We start from the raw sequence: 18439 nt of genomic DNA on the forward strand, positions 1-18439 counted from the left end.
ATTGCAAGCGATAGAATCAGAAACAAAGCCCCCTCACCCCGACCCTCTCCCACAAGGGGAGAGGGGGGTAGTATTGAAGCTGTCACGAATGCCCCGCCTCTTTGGACAGAAGGCAGAAACGGGGCCGCGCAAATCCCTCTCCCCTTGTGGGAGAGGGAGGGGCCCGCGTAGCGGGAGGGTGAGGGGGCTTTTGTTTCTGGTTCCATAGTGCCCGCCACACAGACGTATCGGCGATAATTCGGGGTTGGCCGAAGTATGGATAAACGCGCTGACCCCGGTGGTGACGGCCGGTCATGGTGTCGGGAAGAGTTTCAGACCTCCCGGCTCAGTAACGCTTCCTCGAAAGGGAAATCCGACAGCAGCTCCGGGCCGGTTTCGGTGATCAGGATCTGCTGTTCCAGCTTCACCCCCTCGTGGCCGCCCTCCTCGCCCATATAGCTTTCGACGCAGACCGTCATGCCGGCCTCAAAGACGCCGTCGTAGCCGGACCTTGCGAAATCGGCGGCATACTTCACCGCCGGATACTCATCGCAGAGCCCGACGCCGTGGACCACCACCGAGTAACGGTTGGCGGCGCAGGAGGCCGGCAGGTTCCAGGCTTTCTCCGACAGCTCGCGGAAACCCAGGCCCGGCTTCAACAGCGCCGTGTTGGCCTGGATCTGTTCCCGGGCCAGCCCGAAGAGGCGGCGCTGGTCGTCGCTGGGCCTGCCATCGCCGCAGAAGAAGGTCCGTGAAAGGTCGGCGCAGTATCCGTAGGGGCCGATCAGGTCCGTATCGAAGCTGACGATGTCGCCGGCCTCGATCACCGCGTCGCTGCATTCGCGGAACCAGGGATTGGTGCGTCCGCCCGCCGACAGCAGGCGGGTCTCGATCCACTCGCCGCCGTTGGCCGCGTTCACCTGGTTCATGACCGCCCAGAGCTGGTTCTCGGTCATGCCGGGCGTCAGCTGGCGGCGCATCTGCGCCATGGCTTCCTGGCAGACGGCGATGGAGGCGCGCATGCAGGCCAGCTCCTGCGGGCCCTTGATCACCCGGGCCAGCTCGGTCACCTCCTGGCCGTCATGGATGGTGATACCAAGCGCCTGCAGCGCCGCGACGCCCAGGGGCTCGCACTTGTCGACGGCGAGGCGGCGGTTGCCGCCGCCGTGGCGGATCACCAGCTCGGCGATCTCCGCCGCCCAGACCCCGGCCTGTTCGGCCGAGCGCGGTCCGGCCTCGAAGTAAAACCAGGATGTGCCCGGCCTGATCTCGTCGATGACTTCGATGCCCTCGGAGAGGTGTTCGCAGTTGTGGAAGTCGAAGACCACCACCGGCCCCTCGGTGGCGACGAAGCAGTAGCGCACCGCGTTGTGCAGGCACCAGACCGCCATGTTGCGGCTGTCGGTGGCGTAGCGGACGTTGATCGGATCGTAGAGCAGGATGCCGGCATAGTCGCGACGCCGCAGTTCGGCACGCAGCCGCTCCAGGCGCCAGGCGCGCAGCGCCGCTTTATCGACGCCGTTTTTGTCGGCGCTTCCCAGGCCGGTCGGCGGGGCTTGCGTTAGCGGTGTTCCGTCAGGCGCCATGGCAATCGCTCCCTCTCGGTTTTCCGCTCCAGCTTGCCAGCGCTACAATCATCGTCTTGTCCGCCTGCGACGCCCCCTATGGCGGGGATGGGAAAGGTATCATTTGGTCTTTGTCTCGATACTTCTCCGCCATTGCCGAACCGCCGGGTGGGCCTCTAACCTGCGGTATGCCGCCTGAATGACATCGCGGAGACGAGACCATGCACATAGGTTTGATCGGCGGCATCGGCCCGGCGGCGACCGACCATTACTATCGCCGGCTCATCAAGGCCTTCGCCGGACGGGCGGAGACCCTTGACCTGACCATCGCCCATGCGGACGCCGCGACCCTGCTGGCGCATCTTTCAACGAATGACACGGCGGCGCAGGCGGCGATCTTCCTGGGGCTCACCCGGCGCCTGGCCGCCGCCGGGGCACAGGTTGTGGCGGTGACCTCCATTGGCGGCCACTTCTGTATCGAAGATTTCAAGGCGGTCTCGCCGCTGCCGGTGATCGACCTGCTGTCCTCTGTGCCGGACCGGCTTCAGAAAGCCGGCTACAGGACCGTCGGTATCCTGGGCACCAGGACGGTGATGCAGTCGGCGATGTACGGCTGCCTTCCGATGCTGCGAGTTCTCCCGCCGCGCGACGGCTTTCTGGATGCGGTCCACCAGAGCTATGTCGACATGGCGACGGCGGGTGTCGTCACCGAGGCGCAGCGTCAGGTGTTCTTCGACTGCGGACGCGATCTCTGTGAAGGCGCCGGTGCCGAGGCGGTGCTGCTGGCGGGCACCGATCTCTTCCTCGCCTTCGACGGCCGCGACCCGGGTTTCAAGGCCGTCGACTGCGCACTGCTGCATCTCGAGGACCTGATCGAGGCGGCGGCGCGATGAGTTTTCTCCAGCAAACTGCTGGAAAAACCGAGAACTTGCCGCGGGCATGCTTCGAGACGACCGCTATGCGGTCTCCTCAGCATGAGGTTCACTAGATCGGATCATGTTTTGACGGAACCACTTCGTGGTTGCGCCAAAACATGTGAATCCGATCGCCATCAAACAGTGAGAGCAGATTCACCCGGTCGATGGATCGCCTCCGGCGATTCCATCCGACCAGGATCTGCTCTAGTCAATTACAGGAGACCTCATCCTGAGGAAGCCCCGTTAGGGGCTGTCTCGAAGGATGGCCAAGGGTTCAACAGTCCTTCTTCAGCAGCCCGTTAGGGGTCGCGGCTGAGGCCCTTTGCCGCGAGGCTGTCGAGATAGGCCTGCCAGAGACCGTCCTGCTCGCGGCCCAGCTTGTGCAGGTACTGCCAGGAGAAGATGCCGGTGTCGTGCAGGTCGTCGAACTTCAGGCGCACGGCATAATTGCCGACCGGCTCGACCGCCATGATGCCGACGTGGCGGCGCCCGGGGACGGTTGTTTTCTGCCCCGGCCCGTGGCCCTGAACCTCGGCGGAGGGGCTCTCGACCCGCAGGAACTCGGCCGGGTAAGTAAAGGTTTCGCCGCTGTCGAAGCGGATCACCAGCGCCTTGTCCTCGGAGACATAGCGGATCTCCTCGGGCCAATGCTCGGTGCCGAAGCTCTGCTGGTTTTCTTCCTGGATGGTCATCTCAGGTTCTTTTCGTTTTAGACGGCGCCGGCCCGCTCCCCCACCCGGCCCCCCACCAGGATAAACGCATTGGGCGGCCGGGAGGGGGAGCGGGCCGGAACCGCTTCGACGTCAGTCGAACAAACATCAGTCGTCCAGCCGGCGGGCTTCGTCGACCAGCATGATCGGAATGCCGTCGCGGATCGGATAGGCCAAGCGGGCCTGGCGGCTGATCAGCTCCTGCGCTTCGGCGTCGTAGTCCAGCGGCCCCTTGGTCAAGGGGCAGACCAGGATTTCCAGCAACTTCGGATCGACGGCGCTGTGGGCCGCGGGGGGCGGGCTTGCGGGGGTGGTGTTCTCTGGCATGGCTCTCGCTCGGGTCCGCTTGATGGTTGGGGCCGGACGCTGATGACCGGCCGGGGGTGACCGGTCAGTGGTGTTTGGCTTCGCTCTCGCCGTCGCCGCCGTGGGTTGCCATCTCCATGATGGCGGTCAGGGTTTCGGCGCGTTCGGTCAGGCCCATGGCTTCCAGCAGGGCCTGCTTTTCCGGTGCGGCCAGAGGGCAGATCATGGCGAGGGAGGTGACCAGCCGCTCGTCGCCGGTCTGCTCGATGGCTTCCCAGTCGCCTTCGATGGAATTGGCCTCGAAGTAGTCGCCCAGTACTTTCACCAGCCGCTCGCGGTCGATGGCCGCCGTGTCCTCCTCCATGTCGCCGCGGAAGCGCTCGTAGTTCGGCTCCACCATGCGGTAGCTTTCGCCGGGCAGCTCACGCTGCAGGTCGAAGCGGATGAGGCCGGAGAGCGTCACCAGATAGCGTCCGTCGTCGGTTTCGTTGAACGAGGTGATGCGGCCGGCACAGCCGGTCTCGTAGATCTTCGGCACGTCACTTTCCTCGCCGTCCTCGACCGGTTGGATCATGCCGATCAGCCGGTTGCTGGCCATGGCGTCGTCGAACATCGCCAGATAGCGCGGCTCGAAGATGTTGAGCGGCAGTCGCCCGCCCGGCAGCAGCAGCACGCCGCCAAGCGGAAACACCGGCAGGACCTGCGGCAGGTCGTCGAAGTCAGGGTCAAAGGCGGTTCGGCTCATGGCGTCCGGATAACAGCAGCGGCGGGGATCAGGAAAACAGCAGCGACGAAAGCTGCCGCCTTGTCTCGATGGTCAGGGGGTCGGTCGGGCCCCAGGCCTCGAAAAAGGTCAGGAGCTGCTTGCGCGCGCCATCGTCGTTCCATGTTCGGTCGCGGCGCATGATTTCCAGCAGCGCATCGGCGGCGGCCTGCTGCTGGCCGTTGCCGTGCAGCGCCATGGCCAGATCGAAGCGCGCCTGATGGTCGTTGTGATTGGCGGCGACCTGCTCCATCAGCTTGGGGATCTCTCCGGCATCGCCGGCCTGGGCCTGCAGGTCGAGCTGCGCGCCGATGGAGGCAAATGCCGGGTTTTTCTTTAGCTCGTCGGTCAGGCCGTCGAACATCTCCTGCGCGGTTTCCAGATCGCCGTTGGCCAGATAGCAGCCCAGCAATCCGGCAAGCGCTTCCGGGTTTTCCGGCTCATGCTGCAACACCTGGGAAAACAGAGCGGCGGCGGCGGCGGTATCGCCGGCCTCCAGGGCCGCCTGGGCCTGCTCCACCGCCTGTTGGACCGGGCTCGGCCCGTTGCCGGCTTCGCCGGCCTGGCGCAGCCGCTCGACAAAGGCCTTCACTTCGCTTTCCGGCTGGGCGCCCTGGAACCCGTCCACCGGCTGTCCCTGGAAAAAGGCATAGACCGTGGGGATCGATTGGATGCGCAGCTGTCCGGCGAGCTGCTGGTTCTCGTCGATGTTGATCTTCACCATGCGCACGGCGCCGCGTGCCGCCTTGACGGCGGTTTCAAGCATTGGCCCCAGCTGCTTGCAGGGTCCGCACCAGGGGGCCCAGAAATCGACGATTACAGGCACGCTCATCGACGCTTCGATGACATCCTGCGCAAAAGCCTGCTGGGAGCTCTCCTTGACAAGGTCGGCGGGCGCTTCGCCTGCCATGTCCGGGGCTGAAGCACCGCCGCCGATTATCGGTTCCATCTCACGTCTTCCGTTCAACTGCTGTTGTGTTGCTTTTTGGTTGGTCGGGGCAAAGGTCATATGACCCCAAGGAAACCTCCGGATGCCCCTGGGGCACCGCTGTCCGGCGTCCGAAATCCCGATCCCCTTATCATAAATGGCTGCTTTGCCTCTAATAGGCAAGTGCACCCGATGTCGCGGGCCGCTATTGCCCCCGTCGATGGCCCAGGTCGGCTATCCCAGGTCGATCATTTGCGGCGCATGATCCTCGGCTTCCAGGAAGCGGATCAGGTCCGGCGGGCTGATGGCCGTGGTCCGGTCGTTCATCAGCGGATGGCAGTTGACCAGCGCATGGGCCATGACGCCGCTGTCCAGCACCATGGTCACCGCCTGGTCCTTGTCGTTGATCACCGCAAAGGGCGTGACCGAGCCCGGCCGGATGCCCAGATAGGTCATCAGGCGCTCGGCGCTGCCGAAGGAAAAACGGCCGGCCTCCAGCCGCTGGCCCAGGGCTTTCAGGTCGATGTCGCGGTCCTCCAGGCAGGTCACCAGCCACATCCTGCCCTTTTTGTTGCGCAGGAAGAGATTCTTGATATGGGCGCCGGGCAGCTCGCCGCGCAGGGCCTTGGCCTGCTCCACCGTGAAAACCGGCGGGTGGGAGACGGTTTCGGCCGCGATGCCCAGGCTTTCGAGCCGGGCCAGCAGGGTCTCCGGCGCCGTCGGCAGGGCCTCTTCTGTTTCTGGTGAAGCGCCGGTCTCGGCCATCGTCCCTGTCTCCTGTCCCGCGGTGCTGGTAAACGGCGGTGTTAAGTCTTGAGTAGCAATTGGCTAATAGCCTTGGGCCCGCAGGTCGGGCAAGCGGGAATTCGGCAACCACGACCGTCCCGGCGGTTAAAAGCAGGACTTGCAAAGCACGGCGAAAGGCGGTATCTCCGCGCTTCGCCGATGCGGGCGTAGCTCAGGGGTAGAGCACAACCTTGCCAAGGTTGGGGTCGTGAGTTCGAATCTCATCGCCCGCTCCAGTTTCTCGCGATCTTCGCGACGTCAAAGCGTCTCCTTCATAAAAGGGGACGCTTTTTTCGTTTCGGCGGGTTTCCCGCTCTGTCTTGCCGGCCAGACTCATTCACTCAGCCTGCCGCCGGGCTTTCCTCTTCATCGGCGAAGGCGGCGAACTCCTCGCGCAGCCAGGCCTCGAAGGCGCGCAGCTTGGCGCTCTTGGGGCGTTGGGCGGAGGTCACCAGCCAATAGGCGAAACCGGTCCTGTGGCGGCCGGGGAAGGGGGCGACGAGCTGGCGGCTTGCGATGGCGTAGTGGGCCAGCGTCGGCCAGGCGAGGAACACCCCTTGCCCGGCAATGGCGGCCTGCAGGCACAAGGCGGCGTCGGAGTAGACCGGGCCCTCGCTCAGGTGGAGGCCCTGATGGCCTTCGGGTGCCAGCCAGGCATCCCAGGTGAACATGGCCCCGTTGTCGCGAATGACGGGAATGCCGGCGAGGTCTTCCGGTTTTGTCAGTTTCTCGGCCAGGGCCGGGCTGCAGACCGGAAAGACCTTGTGGTCCAGCAGGTGCGCCGCGGTCACGCCGGGCCAACCGCCCTTGCCGATGCGCACGGCCACATCGACGTCGGAGTGGTCCAGGTCGGCCAGGTCGATCGAGGCTTCAATACGCAGCTTCAGATCCGGTTCCCGCGCGGTGAAACGGTTCAGCCGCGGCACCAGCCATTTGGCCGCCAGGACCGGTGCAACAGAGACCGTGAGGCTGTTCTGTTCCGCCGCGCGGCTCAGCGCCGCCGCCGCCGCGAGATGGCGGAACCCTTCGTTCAGATGGGGCAGAACCTGATGGCCGAAAGCCGTCGGCTGCAGGCCCTTCGACGAGCGGACGAAGACCGCCTGGCCGAGCTGGGCTTCGGCCTTGAGAACCTGCTGGCTGACCGCGCCGAGGGAAACGCCGAGCTCCGCGGCGGCGGCGGTCAGGCTGCCCAGGCGCCCCGCGGCTTCCAGCGCCCGGAGCCCGTTCAGATGCAGGCGTGCCAGTTCATTCATATAGTTTATCTATAGTCTGATCCCGAAAAACGCCAGTGTATTAGAGTCATAGGCCTTTCATATCTATAGCTATGGTATGGCATTTGGATTTTATCTGGCAGCGCTGGCGCAATCCGTTATCCGGCTTGCTGCAGCGCTTTCGGGCGCCCGGGCTGGACGGCGAAGCCGCGGCGCGGCGGATCGCCTGGCGGCGCGACCCGCTCTCGCACCCGGCCTTGCAGGCGATGTCGCAGCGCGACCTCGGCGATCTGCCCTTCGACCCCCGGGTCGTCGCAGACGACTAAGGCCCCGCAGCGTCGATTCGGATTAGGCGGGCCGCCGGGGGTATCTACCGGCTGGAGTGCCTGACCAGGAGCGCCAAATCCTCTTTATTTGGCCGATAATCGGTTGAAATCCGGGGGACTTCGATATCCTGGCTTAATAATTTCCTGAGGCTGTATCAGCCATAATCCCGGGGCGGAGACACCTGGGAAAGTGATGCTATGGCGATGCAAGAGACGATGCTGGTGGCGCGCGCTTCTGCTGCGCCCGCAGAGATCAGGCAGGATGAAGGCCGTGGTTGCCTGTTCCATCCGATCGTCGATTTTCTCTGTCTCGGCGGCGGCTCTCTGATTCTTTTCGCCCTTCTGGCGGTCTGTCGCCCGCCGGTCAGCAGCTATCCCGTGGTGGCTGTTGTGATGCTGGCCCTGGCCAATATCATCAATCATCCTCACTTCGCCCACTCCTATCAGATCTTCTATCGGGGTTTCCGGGAGAAGGCCTTCGGCCAGCACTACGACCCGGTGTTGCGACTGCGCTATGTCTTTGCGGGCATCCTGGTGCCGCTGGCCTTGTTTGTCTATTTCCTGGGGGCTGTCCTGCTGCAGGATCTGCAGGGGCTCGGTTTCGCCGTAAATCTTATGCTCTTCCTCGTCGGCTGGCATTACGTGAAACAGGGTTACGGCATGCTGGTCGTGTGTTCGGTCCTCAAACGCCAGTTCTTCAGCGAGGCAGAGAAGAAAGTGTTGTTGATCAACGCCTATGCTGTCTGGCTGGCGGATTGGATGGTCGCCAACTGGGCGGTTCGCGCGCATGACATATGGGGTTTGGCCTACTATACCTTTGAGTTGCCGGAGCAGCTTGTGATCCTGGCGATGGCGGTCGGTGTCGGCAGCACCGCCGCCATGCTGTGGATGCTGGCGCGCAAATGGTGGGGTGAGGGCCGGCGGCTGCCGATCAACGGGACCATCGCCTATCTGACCACGCTCTATGCCTGGCTGTTGTTGAACGTCGATCCGCTGTTTCTGCTGGTGATCCCCGCCTGTCATTCCCTGCAGTATCTGGTCGTGGTTTGGCGCTATCAGCTGAATGCGGATCGCGATCGCGCAGAACGGGCAAAAACCGCAGGGGCGCCCGGCACGGAGAGAGCTTTTGGCTGGTTCGCAACGCGCCCTGCCTTGCGTTTCTCAGGTTTCCTGGCCGTTGGCATTGTGCTCGGATATCTCGGATTCTGGGGTCTTCCGGACCTTCTCAGTGCTGCCGTTGCGGTCGACGAAGCGGTATTCGGGCCGACGCTGTTTCTCTTCCTCTGTTGGCTTTTTATCAACATCCATCATTATTGCCTCGACAATGTGATGTGGCGCCGTGGAAACCCCGATACCGGCCGCTATCTCTTCGCGCATCGATGACGTCATGGCGGTTTCGCTTTTCCGGCGGCTCTGAGTTCTGTCGCGTGGATTGATTGTTGCCGTTTGTCAGTTGCGAATTGCGGCGCGCGATGACCCTGGTGCCCCCGCCAGTGAACAAAGCTTCGTGCCCAAACAAATCCTTCGTTCACCTTTACCGGTATAATGGTTTAGCCTCTAGTCAGCTCGCTCAGAAGCCGTGGAGTATTTCGCGGCGGGTGGCGGACGGGGTTTCGCGACTTCAAGGCCAAAACGAAGAGTCTCATCACAGGGTTCCGCGGTAGGGGGAAATCGCTATGGCAGGCAACAGCGCACAGGCGCGATCGCGACTGATCAGTCAGGTCTTGCAGGGGGTCCGCAAGCGCCTCAGTGCAGCCAAATCCAAGAATGCCGAAGGTTTTGTGCGTCAGTTCTTTGCCAACGTGCCGCCCAGCGATCTGCGCGGGGAAACCGCGGCGAACCTGGCCGGCGGTGCGCTGGCGCTCTGGGACCGCCTCCAAACCCGGGTCCCCCGCAAGGCTTCGGTCAGGGGTTACAACCCGGATCTCAAGGCCGACGGCTGGGAAACCGCCCACAGTGTTATTGAGATCATCAACGACGATATGCCGTTCCTGGTCGATTCGGTCACCGCCGAGATCAATCGCCACGATGCCGAGGTGCATCTGGTGATTCACCCGATCATGACCCTGCGGCGGAACGAACAGGGCAAGCTGCTGAAGCTTATCGAGGCCAAGGCCAGCACCGTCCCCGGGGCGGTGGCACCGACCCGCGAGTCGGTCATGCAGATCCAGATCAGCGAACAGCCGGCGGACCGCCTTGCCAAGATCACCGCCGGGGTCAAAGCCGTGCTCAGCGACGTCAGGGCCTCGGTCGAAGACTGGCCGACGATGCGCGAACGCTGTGCGGAGGTGATTGCCGAGCTCGAGACCTCGCCGCCGATGCTGCCGGTGGGGGAGATCTCGGAGGGTCTGGAGTTCCTGAAGTGGATGAACGACGACCACTTCACGTTCCTGGGCTATCGCGACTTCAGCTTCCACGGCCGCGGCGGCAATGCCGTCACCAAGATCAAAAAGCACAGCGGGCTGGGTGTTCTGCGCAGCAATGACGTGCGGGTCTTCGACGGCCTGCGTGACCTGGGCAAGCTGCCGCCGGAAGTGCGGGACTTCGTGCGCAAGCCCCAGCTGCTCCGCGTCACCAAGGGCAACCGGCGCAGCACGGTGCATCGCTCGGTCCATCTGGATACCGTGGCGGTCAAGACCTTCGACAAGAAGGGCGATGTCACCGGCGAGCGGCTGTTCGTCGGGCTTTTCACCTCGATCGCCTATTCGCGCTCACCCTCCTCCATTCCGTTGCTGCGCCAGAAGATCGACGCGGCGATGAAGCTCTCCGGCTTTGAGGAGCGCAGCCACGACGGCAAGGCCCTGACCCACATCCTGGAAACCTATCCGCGCGACGAGCTGTTTCAGATTCCCGTCGAGGAACTGAGCCAGATCGCCACCGGCGTGCTGCACCTGCAGGAACGCCAGCGCACCGCGCTTTTCGTGCGCCGCGACCCCTTCGAGCGCTTCGTCTCCTGCATGGTCTACGTGCCGCGCGACCGCTACGACACCAGCCTGCGCCGCAAGCTTCAAGACATTCTCTCCGATGCTTATGACGGCCACTGCGCGGCCTTTTCGACCCAGATGAGCGACGAGGTGCTGGCCCGCCTGCACCTGATCATCAAGACCAAGCCCGGCAAGATCCCGCCGGTCAACATGACCAAACTGGAGCAGGACCTGGTCCAGGCCTCGCGGTCGTGGAGCGACCTGCTGGAGGAGGCACTGGTCGCCGAGCTTGGCGAACAGCGGGGTCTGCGCCGGCGCGTGCGCTACGAGCGCGCCTTCCCGCCGAGCTATCAGCGTCATTTCGATTCGACGACGGCGGTCTTCGATATCGAGCGGATCGAAGAGGCCCTGAACTCCAACGACCTGGCGATGAACCTCTACCGGCCCGATGACGGCCCGGAGGAGCTGCTGCATTTCAAGATCTATATTCTCGACAACCCGGTGCCGCTGTCCGACATCCTGCCGATGCTGGAGAACATGGGCTTGAGGGTCATCGGCGAAATTCCTTTCGACATCGAGATTCCGGACCGTAGGGAACCGATCTGGATGCACGACTTCGACATGATCGCCGAGGGTGCGGCGGCCATCGATCTGGATGCGGTGCGCGATGCCTTCCACGATGCCTTCGCCCGGGTCTGGCACGGCGAGATGGAGAACGACGGCTTCAACAAGCTCGTCCTCCATGCCGGCCTCACGGCGCGCGAAGTGATCATCCTGCGGGCTTACTGCAAATATCTGCGCCAGGCGCGGATACCCTTCAGCCAAGCCTATATGGAAGCGACGCTCGTGCGCAATCCGAAGCTGACGCGGTTGTTGGTGGATCTCTTCCTGGCACGTTTCGAGCCCTCCAATGCGAAGTCGGCGGAGCGGCAGAGCAAGAAGATCGTCACCAGGATTCAAGGCCTGCTCGATCAGGTTTCGAACCTGGACGAAGACCGGATCATCCGCCGCTATCTGAACCTTATCCTCTCCACCCTCAGGACCAACTTCTTCCAGCCGGCGGCCGGCGGCGGCGAGAAGATCTATTGTTCCTTCAAGTTCGATTCCCGGGCCATTGAGGAACTGCCGCAGCCGCAGCCGCTGCGGGAGATCTTTGTCTACAGCCCCGCCGTCGAAGGGGTGCATCTGCGCTTCGGCATGGTTGCCCGCGGCGGCCTGCGCTGGTCCGACAGGCAGGAGGATTTCCGCACCGAGGTCCTGGGCCTGGTGAAGGCGCAGCAGGTGAAGAACACGGTCATCGTGCCGGTCGGCTCCAAGGGCGGTTTCGTGATGAAACAGCCACCGCCGCCCGACGCCGGGCGCGACGCTTTCCTGGCGGCCGGTATCGAATGCTACAAGACATTCATCCGCGGTCTGCTGGACATCACCGACAACCTGAAGAGCAATCGCGTGATACCGCCGAAGCAGGTCACCCGCTACGATGGGGACGACCCCTATCTGGTGGTGGCGGCGGACAAGGGCACGGCGACCTTCTCCGACATCGCCAACGGCGTGTCCGCCGACTACGGCTTCTGGCTCGACGATGCTTTTGCGTCCGGCGGCTCGGCCGGCTACGACCACAAGAAGATGGGCATCACCGCGCGCGGCGGCTGGGAATCGGTGAAGCGGCACTTCCGCGAACTCGGCAAGGATATCCAGAACGAGGACTTCACCTGTGTCGGCTGCGGCGACATGTCAGGCGACGTCTTCGGCAACGGCATGCTGCTGTCAAAGCACATCAAACTGGTCGGCGCTTTCAATCACATGCACATCTTCGTCGATCCCGATCCGGATGCGGCGCGCAGCTGGCAGGAACGCAAGCGCCTCTTCGATCTGCCGCGCTCCGGCTGGGCCGATTACAATGAGGAACTGATCTCCAAAGGCGGCGGCATCTTTGAGCGCAGCGCCAAGTCGATTGCTGTCTCGGCGGCGATGAAAAAACTCTTTGCTGTCTCCAAGGACAGCGTGACGCCCAACGAGCTGATCAAGGCCATGCTGCTGGCGGATATGGAGCTGCTCTGGTTCGGGGGTATCGGCACCTATGTGAAGGCGGCGAGCGAGAGCGATCTCGACGTCGGCGACCGCGCCAACGATGCCATCCGCATCAACGGCAGCCGGGTCGGTGCCAAGGTGATCGGCGAGGGGGCGAACCTGGGTGTCACCCAGCTTGGCCGCATCGAATACGGCATGGCCGGCGGGCGCAGCAACACCGACTTCATCGACAATTCGGCCGGCGTCGACTGTTCCGATCACGAGGTGAACATCAAGATCCTGCTCGGCGGGGTCGAAGCGGCCGGCAGCATGACCCGCAAGCAACGCGACCGCCTGCTGGAAAAGATGACCGATGAGGTCGGCGAGCAGTGCCTGCGCGACAACTATCTGCAGAGCCAGGCGATCACCGTGACCCACGAACTGGGTGGGCATCTGCTCGACCGCTTCGCGCGCTTCATGCGGGCCCTGGAAAAAGACGGCCTGCTGGACCGCGACATCGAATTCCTGCCCGACGACGAGGCGGTGCTGGAACGGATGAAACGCGGCGAGGGCTTGACCCGGCCCGAGGTCGCGGTGCTGCTGTCCTATTCCAAACTGGTGCTCTATGACGAGCTTCTCGGCTCCAACCTGCCGGACGATCCCTACTTCGCCGACGATCTGACCGACTATTTCCCCAAGCCGCTGCGCGCGCCCTATGCCGAGGAGATCGCGCGCCACCGCCTGCAGCGCGAGATCGTCGTGACCGTGGTCAGCAACGACCTGGTCAATCGTGTCGGCATCAATTTCGTTCACGAGGTGCGCGAGAAGACCGGCATGGCACCGCAGGATGTGGTGCGTGCCTATCTGGTGACGCGCGAGATCTTCGGCATGCGCAAGCTGTGGGAACAGATCGAGGCCTTGGACAACAAGGTGCCTGCTTTGCTGCAATCGCGCATGCTGGTCGAGACCGGCCGGTTGATCGAGCGGGAGACGGTCTGGTTCCTGCGCGAGGTCGGCCCGTCTTTGGACATCGCGACAGAGATTGCCAACTACGGCGCCGGCGTGGCCACCCTGGTGGAGCGCATCGAAAGCCTGCTCTCGCCGACCGACCGCACCTATCTGGCGGAGCGCAGCCGGCAGCTGGTCGAACAGGGTGCCCCCAAGGCCCTGGCGCAGCGCATCGCCAGCCTGTCCTTCCTGGCCCCGGTCTGCGATATCGTGAGGATCGCGAGCTCTCTGAAGCGGCCGGTCGAGAAGGTGGCGGAGGCTTACTTCACCATCGGCGATCGCTTCGGCTTCGACTGGCTGCGCCGCTCCGCCGGCGGCCTGCCGACCGATACGGCCTGGGACAAGTTGGCGGTCACCGCGATCATCGACGATTTCTACGGCCACCAGAGCGAACTGACCACCCGGGTACTGGGCGCCAACGGGAAAGCCGCGGCAACCGAAAAGGTCATCGCCAGCTGGTCGGCCAAGCGCGCGCCGCTGGTCAACCGCACCGAGCAGCTGCTGGAAGAGCTGAAGGCTTCCGCCGCGCCTGACTTCGCCATGCTGGCGGTGGCCAACCGGCAACTGAAGTCGATGGTCTCCGGCTGAACTGTTTCGAGGGAAGCCGGCAAGCTTCTGGCAGGCCGCTGAAAAAATTGAGAGCTCGGCGCAGACATGCTTCGAGACGGCGCTTCGCGCCTCCTCAGCATGGGGCTACCGAATTGTAGTACAGGAAACCTCATCCTGAGGAAGCCCCGTTAGGGGCTGTCTCGAAGGATGACCAGAGGCGCCATAGTCCTTCTTGAGCTGCTTGCTAGCCCAGCTTGACGGCGGTGCCGTTGGCGGAAACCATCAGCATCGAATCGCCGATCACCTCATAGTCCAGGTCGACGGCGACCACGGCGTCGGCGCCACGCGCCCGGGCTTCTTCCACCATGTCTTCCAGGGCGTGTTCCTTGGCGCCTTTCAGGGCTTTCTCGTAGCCGCCGGCGCGTCCGCCGACAACATCGCGCACTCTGGCGAAAACATCGCGAAAGATGTTGGCGCCGACGATGGCGTCGCCCGAGACGATACCCAGATACTCGACAACTTTTCTGCCCTCGATGGCGTCGGTGGTAACGATCAGCATTCCCCAGTAGCTCCTTGTCCAAGGCGTTGCAGCCGGCAGCCTACACGGCTTGAGCGGGCAGCGGAAAGCTGCTAGAGCGCTGTGAAGCAAGGAGGCTATCGATGGCCAGCGATTCAGCAGAACCCGGCATCGGTGCCGTTCCTCCCTGGCGCGGACGCCGCGGCGCCGCGATTGCCTGGTGCTTTTACGACTGGGCGAATTCCTCCTACCCCACGGTCATTGTTACCTTCGTCTTTGCCGCCTACTTCACCCGCGGCGTCGCCGAAACGCCGGAGCTCGGCACCGGTCAGTGGGGGATGGCACTCAGTATCTCCGGTCTGGTGCTGGCGCTGCTGGCGCCGATCCTCGGTGCCATCGCCGACCAGGGTGGCGGGCGCAAACCCTGGATCGGTTTTTTCACGCTGCTTTCCGTCGGCGCGGCCCTGGGCCTCTGGTGGATCGAGCCGGACCCACGCTTCATTCTGCCGGCCCTGCTGCTGGTGGCGCTCGGCAATGCCGCCTTTGAATTCGGCCATGTCTTCTACAACGCCATGCTGCCGGACATGGCGCCGCACAGCCACCTCGGCCGCCTGTCGGGTTGGGCCGGGGCCCTGGGCTACCTGGGCGGGCTGATTTGTCTCGGCCTCTGCCTGGTGCTCTTTGTGATGCCGGAGGTGCCGCTCTTCGGCCTGGACAAGGCCATGGCCGAAGAGGTGCGGATCACCGGGCCGTTTGTCGGCCTGTGGTTTGCCGTCTTTGCCGTGCCGCTGTTTCTTTTTGCGCGGGAAAAGCCGCGCCCTTTCAAGCCGGCCGGGGCGGTGCGGGCCGGTTTGGCAAGCCTCTGGCAGACCTTGCGGGCGCTGCCGCAGCACGGCCAGATCGGCCGCTTTCTGCTGGCCCGGATGTTCTACACCGACGGCCTGAACACGCTCTTTGCTTTCGGCGGCATCTATGCCGCCGGCACCTTCGGGATGAGTTTCGAGGATATTCTGATCTTCGGCATCCTGCTGAATGTCACCGCCGGCCTCGGCGCCTTCGCCTTCGCCTGGTTGGACGACCTGGTGGGGGCAAAGACGACGATCCTGGTTTCGGTCGCCGCGCTGACGCTGCTGGGCGGCGCCATTCTGGTGATCGAAAGCCAGCTTTGGTTCTATCTGCTGGGCTGCGCCATCGGGGTCTTTATCGGCCCGGCGCAGACCGCCAGCCGCTCGTTCATGGCCCGCGTCGCGCCGGCGGAGCTGCGGGCCGAGTTCTTCGGTCTCTACGCCCTTTCGGGCAAGGCGACGGCTTTCCTGGGCCCCGCCCTGGTCGGCTGGGTGACGGTCATGGCCGACAGCCAGCGCGCCGGCATGGCAACCATCCTGGTCTTTTTCCTGCTCGGCCTCGTTCTGCTGTGGCCGATCCGCGATCCCCAGGCGCGCTGATTTGCGGACGCGCTGGCCGGCAATCTTTCCGGCGGGGTTTCAGTGGGTCTGATGCTTGCGGTAAAAGCCACTGCCGCGCTGCCGGGGCGACGCCTTCAAGAACGCAAAAGCCCTGGCGAATGCCGCCCGCAGTGCTTCGTGCTGCAGTCGTCGGCCGCGGGCGACGGCGCGTTCCACCTCTGCGGTGGAAACCTTGACCGGGAAGGCCAGTGGGTTCGGGTGTGAAGCGGCCGCCTGACGTGTCCGGCTTCGGGTCATGATCGTTTCTCCTCGCCACAGGGTGCTTTTTGGGGGGAGGCGCCTTTAAGCGAAGCGCCCTTATGCCTGTCGAGCCTGAAGGATAGATCTGTTCCAATTAATTGATAATTCTGTTTTTTGGCATATGATTTGTGCCTGAAAATCACAAATGAGGCGAAGATGGACAGCCTGGAAGGCCTTCCGGTCTTTGTGCGAACCGTGCGCGAGGGCAGTTTTTCAGCCGCCGCCCGGGCCCTGGATCTCACCCCCTCCGCGGTCAGCAAGCAGATCGGGCGGCTGGAAGACCGGCTTTCGGTACGGCTGTTCAACCGCACCACCCGGCGTCTCAGCCTGACCGAGGAGGGCGCGGCCTTTTACGAGCGGGCCAGCCGGATCCTCACCGACCTGGAGGATGCGGCGGCGGCGGTCTCCAGCCTGCGGGCGACGCCGCAGGGGCGGCTGCGGGTGACCATGCCCAGCGGATTCGGTCTGCTTCATTTTCTGCCGGTTTTGCCGGACTTTCTGGCCCGCTATCCGGAACTGGATCTGGATATCGATGTGAACGACCGTTTCGTGGACATGGTCGACGAGGGTTTCGATGTGGCGCTGCGCATCGGCGAGCTGCAGGATTCCAGCCTCATCAGCCGCCGCCTCTCGGCCAATCATCGGGTTCTGGCCGCGGCACCCGGCTATCTGCACGCACACGGCGCGCCGCGGCGGATCGGCGAAGTCGCCGATCACAACTGCCTGGTCTACACCTACAGGGCGCAGCGCCACGATTGGCACCTTGTGGACGAGACCGGCGCCGAGTTCGTGGTGACGGTCAGCGGCAATGTCGAGACCAACAATCCGACCATACTGCGGGCCTCGGCGCTGGCGGGTGTTGGTCTGGTGCTGCTGCCGCTCTGGCTGATCGGGCCAGATCTGAAGGCCGGCCGCCTGGTGCAGGTGCTGCCCCGGTATCACGGGCCGGACAGCGCCATTAATGTGGTCTATCCGCCCGGCCGCCACCTTTCGGCCCGGGTCCGCTGCTTCGTCGACTTCCTGGTGGAGCGCTTTGCCGATTAGAGGCGGATCAGGAGGCTGCGGAGACCTTGGGCGGTTCGCTGTATTTCTTCACCGCCTTTTCGATGTCTTTCAGCAAGGCGCCGCCGACCTCGCCGCCCTTGCCCCGGACCTTTTCCGTGAAGACCAGCCGGATGGCATCGATGTGGGCCTCGACCAGCATCAGCCGGTTCTCGGTGATCTTCGCGTTGGTATCGATGGTTGCTTCGTAGAGCGACTTGCCGAAGGCGGTGATCAGGGGGTAGTCGAAAATCCCGCCCTGGCCGCGCAGCTCATGGGCGATCTGATTGATGTTGAGGACGTGATGCTTGGTTTCTTTCGCGCCCTGGCGCAGGGCGTTGTGGGAATCGGTCATCGAGTCCAGGTAGTTGCGCACCCAGGTCGAATAGTCGCCGACCAGTTCCTGAATGCGTTCTTCCGCCGCCTGGATCACCAGCGGGTCAAAATCGATCTGGCCGCGCAGGGCGTTCGGCCCCAGCTTGTCGCGCAGTTTGTTGGCCGGCCGGAAGTAGATGGCGCGAACGTCATCACGCAGGCTGCGGATGTTCGATTGCGCGTGGATGACCTGGATGTCCGAGGCCTGGGTGATGCGGCGGTCGGCCTGCAGCCTGGTGTCGTCGTCATAGAGGGTGCGCCAATCCACCATGCGGTCCTGGCGCCGGCGGTCCGGCCCGAAGTAATTCGGCGCCAGAACGAACTGCCGGGGGTTCTTGATTACCTCCAGCAGGCGGTCGGCCATGGAGCGGGCCGAAAACGGTTTGGCCAGGAAGTCCGTCACACCGGCGTCGCGCGCCTTTTCGACCACTGCCTTGTCCGCCGCGCCGGAGACCATGACAAAAGGAACGAAACGGTCCGGCGCCTGCCGGCTGGTGCGGACCCAGCGCAGAAAAAGCGCGCCGTCGACCTCTGACATCACGAAATCGGAAAGCACGATATCGATGCTGCCGATGCCTGCCTTGATCGGATTCTTCCGGCTCACCTGCAAAGTCTCGATCGCGCTGCGCGCACTCGACTGCGTAGCGATATTGCCGATCCCCAGGGCGCGCAGCGTGGTCACGATCAAGTTCCGCATAAAGGAATTGTCGTCGACCACCATGATGGTGATGTTGTCCCAGTTCAGCTGTAGCATGGGCCGCAGGTCTCGCCCCGATGCCGCTTGCCAGCATCGCTTGATTTGATTTGTGACAACTGCA

The 18439-nt window shown here is 63.7% G+C and carries 16 protein-coding genes and 1 tRNA gene; 7 read left to right on the forward strand and 10 right to left on the reverse strand.

What is annotated here, in order from left to right:
• Positions 1-311: 311 nt before the first annotated feature.
• Entirely contained in the window at positions 312-1565 is a 1254-nt protein-coding gene (locus tag HBA54_RS20640) for a M24 family metallopeptidase (RefSeq protein ID WP_167228205.1), read from the reverse strand.
• A 200-nt stretch (positions 1566-1765) separates the two neighbouring features.
• Between HBA54_RS20640 and HBA54_RS20645 the strand changes: the two genes are divergently transcribed.
• Entirely contained in the window at positions 1766-2437 is a 672-nt protein-coding gene (locus HBA54_RS20645; protein WP_167228207.1) for an aspartate/glutamate racemase family protein, read from the forward strand.
• A 323-nt stretch (positions 2438-2760) separates the two neighbouring features.
• On the opposite strand, the gene HBA54_RS20650 is transcribed toward HBA54_RS20645, so the two are convergent.
• The 5 genes from HBA54_RS20650 to HBA54_RS20670 all read right to left on the reverse strand — a co-directional run bounded on the left by HBA54_RS20650 (position 2761) and on the right by HBA54_RS20670 (position 5933).
• The gene (locus HBA54_RS20650; RefSeq protein ID WP_167228209.1) at positions 2761-3153 is read right to left on the reverse strand and encodes a gamma-butyrobetaine hydroxylase family protein; all 393 of its coding nucleotides are present in this window, start codon (positions 3151-3153) and stop codon (positions 2761-2763) included.
• 126 nt (positions 3154-3279) lie between these two features.
• Positions 3280-3498: a Trm112 family protein gene (locus tag HBA54_RS20655; RefSeq protein WP_167228211.1), complete on the reverse strand. Its 219-nt coding sequence runs from the start codon at positions 3496-3498 to the stop codon at positions 3280-3282.
• A 64-nt stretch (positions 3499-3562) separates the two neighbouring features.
• Entirely contained in the window at positions 3563-4222 is a 660-nt protein-coding gene (locus HBA54_RS20660) for an LON peptidase substrate-binding domain-containing protein (protein ID WP_167228213.1), read from the reverse strand.
• A gap of 28 nt (positions 4223-4250) precedes the next feature.
• Positions 4251-5189 (reverse strand): thioredoxin, encoded by a 939-nt coding sequence (gene trxA, locus HBA54_RS20665; RefSeq protein WP_167228215.1) that lies wholly within the window; start codon positions 5187-5189, stop codon positions 4251-4253.
• 213 nt (positions 5190-5402) lie between these two features.
• On the reverse strand, positions 5403-5933 hold the full coding sequence (locus tag HBA54_RS20670) for a prolyl-tRNA synthetase associated domain-containing protein (protein ID WP_167228217.1): 531 nt from the start codon (positions 5931-5933) through the stop codon (positions 5403-5405).
• Between the two features lie 182 nt (positions 5934-6115).
• Between HBA54_RS20670 and HBA54_RS20675 the strand changes: the two genes are divergently transcribed.
• Positions 6116-6190, forward strand: a tRNA-Gly gene (locus HBA54_RS20675).
• Between the two features lie 105 nt (positions 6191-6295).
• Here HBA54_RS20675 and HBA54_RS20680 read toward each other — a convergent pair.
• On the reverse strand, positions 6296-7207 hold the full coding sequence (locus HBA54_RS20680; protein ID WP_167228219.1) for a LysR substrate-binding domain-containing protein: 912 nt from the start codon (positions 7205-7207) through the stop codon (positions 6296-6298).
• Between the two features lie 83 nt (positions 7208-7290).
• Between HBA54_RS20680 and HBA54_RS20685 the strand changes: the two genes are divergently transcribed.
• From HBA54_RS20685 to HBA54_RS20695, 3 genes are all read left to right on the forward strand, one after another.
• Positions 7291-7491: a hypothetical protein gene (locus tag HBA54_RS20685; protein ID WP_167228183.1), complete on the forward strand. Its 201-nt coding sequence runs from the start codon at positions 7291-7293 to the stop codon at positions 7489-7491.
• Positions 7492-7689: 198 nt separating this feature from the next.
• A complete protein-coding gene (locus tag HBA54_RS20690; RefSeq protein WP_167228221.1) occupies positions 7690-8874 on the forward strand; it encodes a hypothetical protein in 1185 nt (394 codons plus the stop codon).
• 293 nt (positions 8875-9167) lie between these two features.
• Entirely contained in the window at positions 9168-14021 is a 4854-nt protein-coding gene (locus HBA54_RS20695) for an NAD-glutamate dehydrogenase (RefSeq protein WP_167228223.1), read from the forward strand.
• Positions 14022-14226: 205 nt separating this feature from the next.
• On the opposite strand, the gene HBA54_RS20700 is transcribed toward HBA54_RS20695, so the two are convergent.
• Entirely contained in the window at positions 14227-14541 is a 315-nt protein-coding gene (locus HBA54_RS20700) for a YbjQ family protein (protein ID WP_167228225.1), read from the reverse strand.
• A gap of 101 nt (positions 14542-14642) precedes the next feature.
• Here HBA54_RS20700 and HBA54_RS20705 point away from each other — a divergent pair, with 101 nt between their 5' ends.
• The gene (locus tag HBA54_RS20705; protein WP_167228227.1) at positions 14643-15944 is read left to right on the forward strand and encodes an MFS transporter; all 1302 of its coding nucleotides are present in this window, start codon (positions 14643-14645) and stop codon (positions 15942-15944) included.
• A 39-nt stretch (positions 15945-15983) separates the two neighbouring features.
• Here the strand turns inward: HBA54_RS20705 and HBA54_RS20710 are convergent, their stop codons facing one another.
• The gene (locus HBA54_RS20710) at positions 15984-16202 is read right to left on the reverse strand and encodes a hypothetical protein (RefSeq protein WP_167228229.1); all 219 of its coding nucleotides are present in this window, start codon (positions 16200-16202) and stop codon (positions 15984-15986) included.
• A gap of 159 nt (positions 16203-16361) precedes the next feature.
• On the opposite strand from HBA54_RS20710, the gene HBA54_RS20715 reads away from it, so the two are divergent.
• Positions 16362-17249: a LysR family transcriptional regulator gene (locus tag HBA54_RS20715; protein ID WP_167228231.1), complete on the forward strand. Its 888-nt coding sequence runs from the start codon at positions 16362-16364 to the stop codon at positions 17247-17249.
• A 7-nt stretch (positions 17250-17256) separates the two neighbouring features.
• On the opposite strand, the gene HBA54_RS20720 is transcribed toward HBA54_RS20715, so the two are convergent.
• On the reverse strand, positions 17257-18375 hold the full coding sequence (locus HBA54_RS20720) for a response regulator (RefSeq protein WP_167228233.1): 1119 nt from the start codon (positions 18373-18375) through the stop codon (positions 17257-17259).
• Positions 18376-18439: the final 64 nt, after the last annotated feature.

This window comes from Pelagibius litoralis (genome assembly GCF_011683915.1).
Classification (GTDB): Bacteria; Pseudomonadota; Alphaproteobacteria; order Kiloniellales; family Kiloniellaceae; genus Pelagibius; species Pelagibius litoralis.